The following is a 13,062-nucleotide window of genomic DNA, read 5'->3' on the forward strand; positions in this document are numbered from 1 at the left end:
GACGCCATCATCGAGGCCATCGACGCCGAGGTGCCGTTCATCACCTGCATCACCGAGGGCATTCCGGTGCTGGACATGGTGCGGGTCAAGGCGCGGCTGGACCGCTCGAAGTCCCGCCTGCTGGGCCCCAACTGCCCCGGCATCCTGACGCCCGAAGAGTGCAAGATCGGCATCATGCCGGGCTCGATCTTCAAGAAGGGCAATGTCGGCATCGTCTCGCGCTCGGGCACCCTGACCTATGAGGCGGTGTTCCAGACCACCAACGAAGGCCTCGGCCAGACCACGGCCGTCGGTATCGGCGGCGACCCGGTCAAGGGCACCGAATTCATCGACGTGCTGGAGCTGTTCCTCGCCGACCCCGAGACCCAGTCGATCGTCATGATCGGCGAGATCGGCGGCGGGGCCGAGGAGGACGCGGCCCAGTTCCTGATCGACGAGGCGAAGAAGGGTCGCTCCAAGCCGATGGTCGGCTTCATCGCCGGCCGCACCGCGCCCAAGGGTCGCACCATGGGCCACGCCGGGGCCGTGGTCTCGGGCGGCAAGGGCGATGCGGAGTCCAAGATCGCGGCCATGGAAGCCGCCGGAATCCGGGTCTCGCCCTCGCCGGCGCGCCTCGGCGCGACCCTGGTGGAAGTGCTGAAGGGCTGACGCCAGTGTCCCACTAGTGGGGCAAGGAACCGGCGAAAATTGGCGGATTCCGGAGAAATTCGCCCTTTTCGCCCCCATTCGGTCATGACCCATAAGGAAACAGCGCCTATATCAGCGGCGCCGGTTTCGCGCAGACGTGCGCGCGCCGCCCAAGGGACGTGACGAGAACAATGGCGGACGATGCCGGTCGGCTGAACCAGGTCTTTGCCGAGACCAGCTTCCTGTATGGATCGAACGCCTCGTTCATCGAGGATCTGCACGGCAAATGGGCCGCCGATCCGGCGTCCGTGTCCGCCGAGTGGCGCGCCTTCTTTGACCAGTTGCGGGACAACGCCGAGACGGTGAAGGCCGCCGGGGCGGCCGGCGCCTGGGGCCGATCGGGCGTCTCCGAGCCGACCGAGGAGGCCGCGGTGTTCGACGGCCGCTGGCCGGCCCCGAAGCCCGATCCGAAGAAGGCCGCCGCCGCGGCGCCCGCGAGGACCGACGCCGGGGCCGGGGTGTCGGCCGAGGCGATCCGCGCCGCCGCCCACGACTCGATCCGCGCCCTGATGCTGATCCGCAGCTATCGCGTTCGCGGTCACCTGCAGGCGACGCTGGACCCGCTGGGCATCGAACAGCCGCACGAAAACCCCGAGCTGACGCCGGAGTTCTACGGCTTCTCGGAAGCCGACATGGACCGGCCGATCTTCCTCGACGGCGTTCTGGGGCTGGAGACCGGCACGATCCGCGAGGTGCTGGCGATCCTGAAGCGCACCTACTGTGGCCACATCGGCATCCAGTTCATGCACATCGCCGAGCCGGAGGAGAAGTCCTGGCTGCAGGCGCGCTTCGAGGGCTCCGACAAGTTCGAGCGCAACGCCTTCACCAAGGAAGGCAAGCTGGCCATCCTGAACAAGCTGATCGAGGCCGAGGGCTTCGAGCGCTTCCTGCACAAACGCTTCCCCGGCACCAAGCGGTTCGGGCTCGACGGCGGCGAGGCCATGGTCCCGGCGCTGGAGCAGATCATCAAGCGCGGCGGCGCCCTGGGCGTCGACGAGATCGTGCTGGGCATGGCCCACCGCGGACGGCTGAACACCCTGGCGGCGGTGATGGGCAAGCCCTATCGCGCCATCTTCCACGAGTTCCAGGGCGGCTCGACCGTGCCCTCGGACATCGAGGGCTCGGGCGACGTCAAATACCACATGGGCGCCAGCTCGGACCGCGCGTTCGACGGCAACACCGTCCACCTGTCGCTGACCGCCAACCCGTCGCACCTTGAGATCGTCAACCCGGTGGTGCTGGGCAAGGCGCGGGCGAAACAGGCGTTCGACATCCGCGAGGCCAACGTCGGCAAGCCCGAGGAGCAATGGGCGCTGGACCGCTCCAAGGTCGTGCCGCTGTTGATTCACGGCGACGCCGCCTTCGCCGGCCAGGGCGTGGTCGCCGAATGCTTCGCCCTGATGGGGCTGAAGGGTTACCGCACCGGCGGGACGATCCATTTTGTCGTCAACAACCAGATCGGCTTCACCACCAGCCCGCGCAACTCGCGCAGCTCGCCCTATCCGTCGGACGTGGCCCTGATGGTCCAGGCGCCGATCTTCCACGTCAACGGCGACGACCCCGAGGCGGTGGTCTTCGCCGCCAAGGTGGCCACTGAGTTCCGGCAGAAATTCCACAAGGACGTGGTGGTGGACATGTTCTGCTACCGCCGCTTCGGCCACAACGAGGGCGACGACCCGACCTTCACCCAGCCGCTGATGTATTCGAAGATCCGCGCCCTGCAGTCGACGCGCGAGATCTACACCGCCCGCCTGATCGCCGAGGGTGTGACGACCCAGGCCGAGGTCGACGCCGAGATCGCGCGCTTCGAGGCCTTCCTCGACGCCGAGTTCGAGGCCGGCAAGACCTTCGTGGCGAAGAAGGCCGACTGGATGGACGGCCAGTGGCAGGGCATCGGCCAGCCGGACGGCGAGGAGCGCCGCGGCGAGACCTCGGTCCCGGCCGCGAAGCTCAAGGACCTCGGCCACCGCCTGACGACGATCCCGAACGACGTCGACATGCACAAGACGCTGAAGCGCGTCATGGACGGCCGGCGCGAGATGATCACGACCGGCGAGAACATCGACTGGGCCACGGCCGAGAGCCTGGCCTTCGCCTCGCTGCTGGACGAGGGCTTCCCGGTCCGCCTGTCGGGTCAGGATTCGGTGCGCGGCACCTTCAGCCAGCGCCACTCGGGCATCGTCGACCAGACCACCGAGGCCCGCTACGTCCCGCTGAACAATCTGTCGGAACGCCAGGCCCAGTTCGAGGTCATCGACTCGGCCCTGTCGGAAGAGGCGGTGCTGGGCTTCGAATACGGCTACGCCCTGACCGACCCCAACACCCTGGTGATGTGGGAAGCCCAGTTCGGCGACTTCGTGAACGGGGCCCAGGTGGTGATCGACCAGTTCATCACCTCGGGCGAGCGCAAATGGCTGCGCATGTGCGGCCTGACCATGCTGCTGCCGCACGGCTACGAGGGGCAGGGACCGGAGCACTCCTCGGCCCGTCTCGAACGCTTCCTGCAGCAGTGCGCCGAGGACAATATCCAGGTCGCCAACTGCTCGACCCCGGCCAACTATTTCCACATCCTGCGTCGCCAGATGCACCGGCCCTTCCGCAAGCCGCTGATCATGATGACGCCCAAGAGCCTGCTGCGTCACAAGAAGGCGGTCTCGACGCTCGCCGACATGGCCGAGGGCAGCTCCTTCCATCGCGTGCTGCACGACGACGCCCAGACGCGGCCCGAGGTTTCGGGGATCACGATCAAGGCGGACAAGGACATCCGCCGCGTCGTGCTGTGTTCGGGCAAGGTCTATTACGACCTGCTGGAGCGGCGCGAACGCGACCAGATCGACGACGTCTATCTGATGCGTCTCGAGCAATTCTATCCGTGGCCGATGAAGTCGCTGATGACCGAACTGGCCCGCTTCCCCAACGCCGAACTGGTCTGGTGCCAGGAAGAGCCGAAGAACATGGGCGGCTGGACCTTCGTCGATCCGTGGATCGAACTGACGCTGGAGAAGCTTTCGGTGAAGTCGAAACGGGCCCGCTACGTCGGTCGCCCGGCCTCGGCCTCGACCGCCGCCGGACTGATGAGCCGGCACCTGAAAGAACTCGACGCCTTCCTGACCGACGCTTTCGCCAAATAACGACAGACCTGGAACCGACCATGGCCGACATTCTCACCCCCGCCCTCGGCGAATCCGTCACCGAAGCCACCATCGGCAAGTGGACGAAGAAGGCCGGCGACGCCGTGAAGAAGGACGAGGTCCTGGTCGAGCTCGAGACCGACAAGGTTTCGCTGGAAGTCGTCTCGCCCGCCGACGGCGTGCTGGCCGAGATCAGGACGCCCGACGGCGAGACGGTGACCCCGGGCGCCGTGCTGGGCGTAGTCACGGAGGGCGCGTCCGCCGCGCCGTCCGCCGACGCCCCGAAGACTGAGGCCAAAGCCGCGCCCGCGCCCAAGGCCGAGGCCGCTCCGGCCCCGACCGCCGCCGCGCCTGCCGCTGCGCCCGCGCCCGCTGCGGCCTCGGGCGGCTCGGTCGCCATCATGACCCCGACCATGGGCGAGAGCGTCGCCGAGGGCACGATGGGGACCTGGCTGAAGAAGTCCGGCGACACGGTCGCGAAGGACGAACTGCTGGTCGAGATCGAGACCGACAAGGTCGCGGTCGAGGTGTCGGCCCCCGCCGCCGGCGTCCTGACCATCGAGGCCGAAGCCGGCTCCACGGTCACGCCGGGCCAGCAGATCGGTTCGATCGCCGCCTCGGGCGCCGCCGCTGCGCCCGCCGCCGCCGCGACCCCGGCCGCCAACGCCGGCTCGGCCCAGATCAAATCGGGCGAAGACCCGCACCTGTCGCCGGCCGTCCAGCGCGTGGTGACCGAGAACAACCTCGACCCGAAGGCGCTGGGCGCCACCGGGCCGAAGGGCAACATCACCAAGGGCGACGCCCTCGCCGCCATCAACGCCGCGCCCCAGACCTCCGCCCCGGCTCCGGCCGCCGCCCCGGCCGCGCCGCGCGCCGACCAGCCGCGCGAGGAGCGGGTCAAGATGACCCGGCTGCGCCAGACCATCGCCCGCCGGCTGAAGGAATCGCAGAACACCGCGGCCCAGCTGACCACCTTCAACGAGGTGGACATGACCAACGTCATGGCCCTGCGCGGCCAGTACAAGGACGTGTTCGAGAAGCGCCACGGGGTGAAGCTCGGCTTCATGAGCTTCTTCACCCGCGCCGTGGTGCAGGCCCTGCAGGAGATTCCGGCGGTCAACGCCGAGATCGACGGCACGGACATCATCTACAAGAACCACTACGACATCGGCATCGCCGTCGGCACCGAGAAGGGGCTGGTCGTGCCGGTCCTGCGCGACGCCGACCAGCTGTCGCTGGCGGGCATCGAGAAGGGCATCGCGGCGCTGGGCAAGGCGGCCCGCGACGGCGACCTGACCCTGGACCAGCTGCAGGGCGGCACCTTCACCATCACTAACGGCGGCACCTACGGCTCGCTGATGTCGACGCCGATCCTGAATGCGCCGCAGTCGGGCATCCTGGGCATGCACAACATCGTCCAGCGCCCCATGGCGGTGAACGGCGAGGTCAAGATCCGGCCGATGATGTACCTCGCCCTCAGCTACGATCACCGCATCGTCGACGGCAAGGAGGCGGTGACCTTCCTGGTGCGGATCAAGGAGCTGCTCGAGGATCCGGCGCGGGCGCTGCTGGACCTGTAGGGCGCTGGACCCGGTCTTCCACCTGTCGCTGTCGGTGTCCGACCTCGCGCGGACGCGGCGGTTCTATGAGGACGTGTTCGGCGCGCAGGCCGGCCGCGTCACCGGTCACTGGATCGATCTGTGGCTGTTCGGCGCCCAGGTCACCGCCTATCAGCGGCCCGCCGCCGTCGTCCCGTCGCCCTTCCGCGAGGCCCAGCATTTCGGCGCGACGCTGGCTTGGGACGACTGGATGCGGCTCGCGGACCGCCTTGTCGCGGCGGGTGTGGAGTTCCGGCTCCAGCCCACGGTCGATGAGGCGGGGGCCCGGGCGAAGATGATGATCGCGGATCCCGACGGCTATCTGGTCGAGCTCAAGGCCTACGCCGACCCATCCCTGCTGCGGCCCGGGATCCGATCCAGCACCTCATCTGTGTCCTGACCCAGCGCCGGCGGCGGCCGGTCGTAGGCGACAGGGGTGGCGGACATCCGGATCGGCGAGGCGACGGTGCGGACCGGTTCCGACAGGTCGCGGCGGGTTTGGGCGATCTCCAGCCCGCGGTGCTTCGCCTGGGGCTCGTCGAACACCTGATCGACCGTATTGACCGGGCCGCAGGGCACGCCAGCGGCCTCCAGCGCCGCCATCAGGCCGTGCATCGTGTGGCCCGCGGTCAGGGCCGAGATCTCGGCGGTCATGACGGCGCGGTGCTCGATGCGCAGGGCGTTGGTGAGGAAGCGGGGGTCGGCGCCGAGGCCCGGTGCGCCCAGCGCGCCCGCGAGAGCGCGAAACTGGCTGTCGTTGCCCACGGCGATCACCACCATACCGTCCGTGCACGGAAAGGGCTGGTAGGGGGCGAGGTTCGGGTGGGCGTTGCCCATCCGCGTCGGGGCCGTGCCGCTGACGAAGAAATTGGTCGCCTGATTGGCCAGCATGGCGGCCTGGACGTCGAACAGGGCGATGTCGATATGCTGGCCCTGACCCGCGGCGCGGGCGTGCAGCAGGGCCGCCATGATGGCGTTGGAGGCGTAGAGGCCGGTGAACAGGTCGACCACGGCGACCCCGACCTTCATCGGCTCGGCCCCGGGGGCGCCGTCGGGCTGGCCGGTGACCGACATCAACCCGCCCATGGCCTGGATCATATAGTCGTAGCCGGCCCGGTGCGCGTCGGGCCCGTCCTGACCGAAGCCGGTGATGGAGCAATAGACGAGGCGGGGGTTGATCGCCGACAGGGCGGCGAAGTCGAGGCCGTACTTCTTCAACCCGCCGGTCTTGAAGTTTTCGACGAGAACGTCGCAGGTCTTCGTCAGCTCACGGATGATCGCTGCGCCCTCGGGCGTGGCGAGGTCCAGCTCGACTGACTTCTTGCCCCGGTTGGCGCACAGGAAATAGGCGGCGTCGCCCCTCGAGCCGTCGGCTTTGGTCGTGAACGGCGGGCCCCAGTGGCGGGTGTCGTCGCCGGCCCCGGGCCGCTCGATCTTGATCACCTCGGCCCCGAGGTCGGCCAGGGTCTGGGTCGCCCACGGGCCGGCGAGCACGCGGCTGAGATCGAGAACGCGAACGCCGGAGAGGGGGCCGTGGGTCATGGCCCTGCTTAGCCGTTCGACCGCGTCGGCTAAAGCCCCGGGTCCCAAACCCCGGCGTTGCGCATGCGGCATTCGCGGGCCTCGCGGGCGCGGCCGTCCATCTCCTCGGCCATGCAGCAGACGGCGCGGGACACCGTGGCCTTATGCACGCCCGGCACCACGGCGTGCAGGAAGGCGCAGCCGGCCAACTTCAGCAGGCGGAAGCCGAAGCGGGACGAGGCGGCCATATGCTCTAGATAGCTTTCCTTGACCTCGCGCGGGTGGTCGACGAACAGGCGATTCAGCGTCTGGATCATGGCGGCAGTCTAGCCTGCAACAGGGCGGGGCTCTACCCGTCGGCGCCATTCTGGCCTAAACCGCGCCGCAGAACAGGGGGTCGGCATCGCGACCGCCCAAATCCGCGCCCGCTCAAGGAAAGACCGCCCATGGCCGACGGCTCCGCTTCTCCCGCCAAGACCTTCCGCTGGGACGACCCGCTGGACCTGTCGGGCCGGCTGACCGACGACGAGCGGATGATCCAGGACGCGGCGCGGTCCTACGCCCGCGAGAAGCTGCTGCCCCGCGTGGTCGAGGCCTTCCGCGACGAAACCTTCGACCGCGCCATCATGACCGAGCTGGGCGAGATGGGCTTCCTCGGGGCCATGCTGCCGGAACAGTATGGCGGCTCCTCGGTCAGCCATGTCGCCTATGGCCTCATCGCGCGCGAGATCGAGGCGGTCGACAGCGGCTATCGTTCGGCCATGAGCGTGCAGTCGTCGCTGGCCATGTATCCGATCTACGCCTTCGGCTCGGAAGAGCAGAAGATGCGCTTCCTGCCCCGCATGGCCGCCGGCGAACTGGTCGGCTGCTTCGGCCTGACCGAGGCCGACGGCGGCTCCGACCCGGCCTCGATGAAGACGAAGGCGGTCAAGGTCGACGGCGGCTACAGGCTGAACGGCGCCAAATACTGGATCACCAACAGCCCGATCAGCGACCTCGCCGTGGTCTGGGCCAAGCTGGATGACGTCATCCGCGGCTTCATCGTCGAGCGCGGCATGGACGGCTTCACCACCGACAAGATCGGCGACAAGCTGAGCCTGCGCGCCTCGATCACCGGCGACATCGGCCTGAACGACGTCTTCGTGCCCGAGGAAAACCTGCTGCCGGGCGTCAAGGGCCTGCGCGGGCCCTTCTCGTGCCTGAACAAGGCCCGCTACGGCATCGCCTGGGGGGCGATGGGCGCGGCCGAGGCCTGTTTCCACCTGACCCGCGACTATGTCGGCGAGCGCATGCTGTTCGGCCGCCCGCTGTCGTCGCGACAGCTGGTGCAGAAGAAGCTGGCCGACATGCAGACCGAGATCTTCCTCGGCTTCGAGGGCGCGCTGGCGCTGGGCCGGCTGCTCGACCAGGGGGCCTGGGTTCCCGAGGCCATCTCGATGATGAAGCGCAACAACTGCGGCAAGGCCCTGGCCATCGCCCGCGAGGCCCGCGACATGCACGGCGGCGCCGGCATCACCGGCGAGATGCACGTCATGCGCCACGCCATGAACCTCGAGACGGTCAACACCTATGAAGGCGCCCACGACGTCCACGCCCTGATCCTGGGCCGCGCCATCACCGGCCGGAGCGCCTTCTGATGGCCGACGCGCCCGAGGGCCGCCTCGTCGGCCGGGTCATCGCCATGCCGGCCGACACCAACCCCGAGGGCGACATCTTCGGCGGTTGGCTGCTGGCGCATATGGACCTCGCGGGGGCGACCCCGGCCTTCGAACTGGCGCAGGGGCGGTGCGCGACGGTGGCGCTGGACGCCATGGTCTTCCACCAGCCGGTCTCGGTCGGCGACGAGGTCTCGCTGCACGCCACCGTGATCAAGACTGGCCGGACCTCGATCCGGGTCCATGTCGAAGCGTGGAAGCGGTCGCGCAACGAGGCCCACAGTCAGGCCGTCCGGGTCACCGAGGGCGTCTTCACCTACGTCGCCATCGGTCCCGACAAGACGCCGCGGCCGCTGCCGGGCGTTGCGGCATAACCTACCGCCGGGCTCGGAAATCTTGACCTTCGGGCTTGCTCCCCCTACCTCCCCGCCATGGCCATTCGTCGCATCCTCACCATCGACAACGCCGCCGATCTGGCGGTGCTGAAGCAGGTCTCCCGCCCGGTCGAAGGGCCGGTGACGGATGAGCTGCGCGCTCTGATGGATGACATGCTGGAGACGATGTACGCGGCCCCGGGCATCGGTCTGGCCGCCGTCCAGATCGGCGACGTGCGCCGGGTCATCGTCATGGACCTGGGCGACCGCGAGATCGCCGGCGAGGCGCCGGACGAGGACGCCTCCGACGAGGCCCAGGCCGCCGACCAGCTGGCCCGCCGCAACCCGCGCTATTTCGTCAATCCCGAGATCGTCTGGGCCTCGGACGAGCTGTTCCAGTACGAGGAAGGCTGCCTGTCGGTGCCGGACGTCTATGACGCCGTCGAACGGCCCGCCCGCGTCCGCATCCGCTACATGGACTACGCCGGAAAGACCGTCGAGGAAGAGTGCGACGGCCTCTACGCCGTCTGCATCCAGCACGAGATGGACCACCTCGAGGGCGTGCTGTTCATCGACCACCTGTCGCGGCTGAAGCGCGAGCGCGCCGTGGCCCGGGTCAAGAAGGCCGCGAGGCTGGCCGCCTGATGGCCCGTCTGAAGCGCAACCGCGACCGCATCATCGACCCCTCCGGCCGTCGCCGGCTGACCCGCAACGAAAAGGTCGGCGTGGCCAGCCTGATCACCCTGGTCGGCGTGGCCGCCGTGGGCGTCGTGGCCGGCATCCTGCTGGACCGTCTGCTCGACTTCGACGACGCCTTCGACGCGGGCGGCGAATGGGACGAGGGCGGCGGCGTCGAGACGCGCTGGCAGTAGGGCCCGCAGCCGTCTAAAGGCGGGGCCATGCGCCTCGCCTTCATGGGAACTCCCGACTTCGCCGTGCCCTCGCTGGCCGAGCTGATCGCCAGCGGCCACGAGATCGTCGCTGTCTATTCGCAGCCGCCCAAGCCCCGCGGCCGCGGCCAGAAGCTGACGCCCTCGCCGGTGCAGGCCTTCGCCGAGACCATGGGCCTACCGGTGTTCACGCCGGAATCGATGAAGTCGGCCGAGGCCATCGAGACCTTCCGCAGCCTCGACGTCGACGCCGCCTGCGTCGTCGCCTACGGCCAGATCCTCAAGCGCGAGGTGCTCGACGCGCCGCGGCTGGGCTGTTTCAACCTGCACGGCTCGCTGCTGCCGCGCTGGCGCGGGGCGGCCCCGATCCAGCGGGCCATCATGGCCGGCGACCGCCAGACCGGCGTGCAGATCATGCGCATGTCCGAGGGCCTCGACGAAGGGCCGATCCTGCTGTCCGAGGTGCTGGACATCCGGCCCGACGACACGGCGGCGACCCTGTCCGACCGCATGTCGCACACCGGCGCCAGCCTGTGGCCGCGCGCCCTCGCGGCGATCGAACGCGGCGGGGTCGAGGGGACGCCCCAGGTCGGCGAACCGACCTACGCCCGCAAGATCACCCCGGCCGAGGCGCGCATCGACTGGACCCGTTCGGCGGCGGAGATCGACTACCACATCCGCGGCCTGTCGCCCTTCCCCGGGGCCTGGTTCGAGGCGCCGGGGCCCGAGGGGCCTGTGCGGATCAGGGCGCTGATGTCGCGCGTCTCCGGACCGGGCGAGGGCGCGCCGGGCGAGGTGCTGGATGCTGGCCGGGATGGGGGCCTGCGCGTGGCCTGCGGCGACGGCGTGGTGCGTCTGCTGACGGTGCAGCGGCCCGGCAAGGCGGCGCAGGCGGCGGACGAGATGCTGCGCGGTTTCGCCATTCCGGCCGGAACGGTGCTCGGCTAGTGCCCCGGTATCGTCTGACGCTGGAGTACGACGGCTCGGGCTACAACGGCTTTCAGGCCCAGACCGATCAGCCGACGGTGCAGGGCGCGGTCGAGCGGGCGATCACCGCCTTCTGCGGCGAGACCGTGCGGATCGCCGCCGCCGGGCGCACCGACACCGGCGTCCACGCCACCGGTCAGGTGATCGGCGTCGATCTGGCCAAGGAATGGCCGGCGAAGACGGTGATGAATGCGCTGAACGCCCACATGGTCCACGAGGCCGTGTCGGTGCTGGACTGTGTCGAAGCCGAGCCGGACTGGCACGCGCGCTTTTCAGCCACCGGGCGGCGCTACCTCTACCGCATCCTCAATCGGCCGGGGCGCCCCGCGCTGGACCGGGGCCGGGTCTGGCACGTCAAGAAGCCGCTCGACGCCGCCGCCATGCACGAGGCCGCCCAGGCGCTGGTCGGGCTGCACGACTTCACCACCTTCCGCGACATCAACTGCCAGTCGAAGTCGCCGCTGAAGACGCTGGACGTCGCCCGCGTCTCGCGCGTCGGCGAGGAGGTGCATCTGGTGTTCGAGGCGCGCAGCTTCCTGCACCGGCAGGTGCGGTCGATGACCGGCACCCTGGCCGAGGTCGGCCAGGGGCGCTGGACGGTCGCGGACGTGGCGGAGGCGTTGGCGGCGCGCGACCGGGCCCGATGCGGGCCGGTGGCGCCGTCCGACGGCCTCTATCTGACCGGCGTCAGCTACGAATGACCTAGCGTTTGGCGCTCTCGGCGCCGGAGGTGACGGCGTCGCCGGCCGCGCGGACGTCGCGGCCGACGCCGGCGACGGTGTTGCAGGCCGAAACCGCCAGGGCGGCGGCGACGAGGCTGAGGGCGATGATCTTCTTCATGGGGGTCCCCTTCGACGAAAATTGCGGCTTTCAAACGCCAAGCGTGGCCGTGAGGTTGCATAGCCAGTTTCGGCCCCGTCTGCTAACCCGCCGGGATGACCCAGCCCGCCGACACCGCCGCCCGCCGCCTCGTTGAAACCCTCGTCATGAACGGCGTCGACCGCGTCTTCTGCGTGCCGGGCGAGAGCTATCTGGCGGTGCTGGACGCCCTCGCCGATGTGCGCGACCGCATCCAGGTCATCGCCTGCCGCCACGAGGCCGGCGCCGCCAACATGGCCGAGGCCTACGGCAAGCTGACGGGCAGGCCCGGCGTCTGCATGGTCACGCGCGGGCCGGGGGCGACCCACGCCTCGATCGGCGTGCATACGGCGCACCAGGACTCGACGCCGATGATCCTGTTCGTCGGCCAGATCGCCCTGACCGACCGCGGCCGCGGAGCCTTTCAGGAGGTCGACTACCGCGAGGTGTTCGGCGGCCTGGCCAAATGGGCCACCGAGATCGAGAGCCCGGAACGCACCGTCGAGGTGGTCGAACGCGCCTTCGCCACCGCCCTGCAGGGGCGGATGGGGCCGGTGGTCATCGCCCTGCCCGAGGACATCCTGCACGCCGACGGCGGTCCCGCGCCGATCCGGCCGGTGACGCCCGCGAAGGCGGCGCTGGACCCGGCCTTCGTCGAACAGGTCCGCGCGCGGCTTGCGAAGTCCGAACGTCCCCTGCTGGTGCTGGGCGGCTCCGGTTGGAGCGAAGAGGCCGCCGTCGCCCTCGGCGACTGGGCCGAGCGGCTCGGCCTGCCGCTGGCCCTGTCGTTCCGGCGCAAGGACCTGATCTCCAATGACCGTTCCAACTACGCCGGCGACCTCGGCCTCGGCTGCAATCCGAAGCTGACCGCCCGCGCCAAGGCGGCCGATCTGATCCTCGCCATCGGCGCGCGGCTGGGCGAGAACCCGACCCAGGGCTACACCCTGTTCGACCGCGCCCGCACCGCCGAGACCCTGATCCACATCCATCCGGGCGCCGAGGAGCTGGGCCGCGTCTGGACCCCGCTGATGAGCGCCACGGCCGACAATTCCCTCGCCGCCCTCGCCCTCTCCGCGATCGAGCCGGGCCGGACCTGGCATGACGAGGCCGCGGCCGCCCATGCCGACTATCAGGCCTTCTCGACCCCGGTTCAGGTGACCGGGGCGGTGAACATGTCGGAGTGCATGACCCATCTCGCCGAGGTGCTGCCTGCCGACGCCGTCGTCACCAACGGGGCCGGCAATTTCGCCGCCTGGCTGCACCGCTTCTATCGCCACCGCGCCTGCCGCACCCAGCTGGCGCCGACCTCGGGGGCCATGGGCTACGGCTATCCCGCCGCCATCGCCGCCAAGTCGGTCCAT

The 13,062-nt window shown here is 69.5% G+C and carries 14 protein-coding genes; 11 read left to right on the forward strand and 3 right to left on the reverse strand.

The window, feature by feature from the left end; genetic code table 11:
• From V6M45_RS13830 to V6M45_RS13845, 4 genes are all read left to right on the forward strand, one after another.
• Window positions 1-648 (forward strand): succinate--CoA ligase subunit alpha (locus tag V6M45_RS13830; protein WP_332657120.1); only part of this gene is annotated, 648 nt, incomplete at its 5' end.
• Between the two features lie 170 nt (window positions 649-818).
• Complete coding sequence (locus tag V6M45_RS13835; protein ID WP_332657121.1) at window positions 819-3,818, forward strand: 2-oxoglutarate dehydrogenase E1 component; 3,000 nt, start codon at window positions 819-821, stop codon at window positions 3,816-3,818.
• A gap of 20 nt (window positions 3,819-3,838) precedes the next feature.
• Window positions 3,839-5,398, forward strand: a complete 1,560-nt coding sequence (odhB, locus tag V6M45_RS13840) for a 2-oxoglutarate dehydrogenase complex dihydrolipoyllysine-residue succinyltransferase (RefSeq protein ID WP_332657122.1) — start codon at window positions 3,839-3,841, stop codon at window positions 5,396-5,398.
• Window positions 5,399-5,426: 28 nt separating this feature from the next.
• Window positions 5,427-5,816, forward strand: a complete 390-nt coding sequence (locus tag V6M45_RS13845) for a VOC family protein (RefSeq protein WP_332657133.1) — start codon at window positions 5,427-5,429, stop codon at window positions 5,814-5,816.
• Here the strand turns inward: V6M45_RS13845 and V6M45_RS13850 are convergent.
• Both V6M45_RS13850 and V6M45_RS13855 read right to left on the reverse strand, forming a co-directional pair.
• Window positions 5,756-6,958: a CaiB/BaiF CoA transferase family protein gene (locus V6M45_RS13850; protein ID WP_332657123.1), complete on the reverse strand. Its 1,203-nt coding sequence runs from the start codon at window positions 6,956-6,958 to the stop codon at window positions 5,756-5,758. The genes V6M45_RS13845 and V6M45_RS13850 overlap by 61 nt on opposite strands.
• 29 nt (window positions 6,959-6,987) lie before the next feature.
• Window positions 6,988-7,254, reverse strand: coding sequence for a DUF6356 family protein (locus V6M45_RS13855; protein WP_332657124.1), 267 nt, complete (start codon window positions 7,252-7,254; stop codon window positions 6,988-6,990).
• A gap of 129 nt (window positions 7,255-7,383) precedes the next feature.
• Between V6M45_RS13855 and V6M45_RS13860 the strand changes: the two genes are divergently transcribed.
• The 6 genes from V6M45_RS13860 to truA are packed head-to-tail and all read left to right on the forward strand — an operon-like array spanning window position 7,384 to window position 11,544.
• Window positions 7,384-8,574 carry an acyl-CoA dehydrogenase gene (locus V6M45_RS13860; protein WP_332657125.1) on the forward strand — a complete coding sequence of 397 codons (1,191 nt, stop codon included), beginning with the start codon at window positions 7,384-7,386 and terminating at the stop codon, window positions 8,572-8,574.
• A complete protein-coding gene (locus V6M45_RS13865; RefSeq protein ID WP_332657126.1) occupies window positions 8,574-8,966 on the forward strand; it encodes an acyl-CoA thioesterase in 393 nt (130 codons plus the stop codon). Before V6M45_RS13860 ends, V6M45_RS13865 begins: the two co-directional genes overlap by 1 nt.
• Before the next feature lie 57 nt (window positions 8,967-9,023).
• The gene (gene def / locus V6M45_RS13870; RefSeq protein WP_332657127.1) at window positions 9,024-9,611 is read left to right on the forward strand and encodes a peptide deformylase; all 588 of its coding nucleotides are present in this window, start codon (window positions 9,024-9,026) and stop codon (window positions 9,609-9,611) included.
• Window positions 9,611-9,838 (forward strand): hypothetical protein, encoded by a 228-nt coding sequence (locus tag V6M45_RS13875; RefSeq protein WP_332657128.1) that lies wholly within the window; start codon window positions 9,611-9,613, stop codon window positions 9,836-9,838. The genes def and V6M45_RS13875 overlap by 1 nt, the downstream gene beginning before the upstream one ends.
• 27 nt (window positions 9,839-9,865) lie before the next feature.
• Complete coding sequence (gene fmt / locus V6M45_RS13880) at window positions 9,866-10,804, forward strand: methionyl-tRNA formyltransferase (RefSeq protein WP_332657129.1); 939 nt, start codon at window positions 9,866-9,868, stop codon at window positions 10,802-10,804.
• On the forward strand, window positions 10,804-11,544 hold the full coding sequence (truA, locus tag V6M45_RS13885) for a tRNA pseudouridine(38-40) synthase TruA (protein ID WP_332657130.1): 741 nt from the start codon (window positions 10,804-10,806) through the stop codon (window positions 11,542-11,544). The genes fmt and truA overlap by 1 nt, the downstream gene beginning before the upstream one ends.
• 1 nt (window position 11,545) lies before the next feature.
• On the opposite strand, the gene V6M45_RS13890 is transcribed toward truA, so the two are convergent.
• Entirely contained in the window at window positions 11,546-11,683 is a 138-nt protein-coding gene (locus V6M45_RS13890) for an entericidin A/B family lipoprotein (RefSeq protein WP_332657131.1), read from the reverse strand.
• 95 nt (window positions 11,684-11,778) lie between these two features.
• On the opposite strand from V6M45_RS13890, the gene V6M45_RS13895 reads away from it, so the two are divergent.
• Window positions 11,779-13,062, forward strand: a 1,284-nt coding sequence (locus V6M45_RS13895; RefSeq protein ID WP_332657132.1) for a thiamine pyrophosphate-binding protein, incomplete at its 3' end; no start/stop codon positions are given.

The sequence above is a fragment of the Brevundimonas sp. genome, from assembly GCF_036676055.1.
Lineage (GTDB): Bacteria > Pseudomonadota > Alphaproteobacteria > Caulobacterales > Caulobacteraceae > Brevundimonas.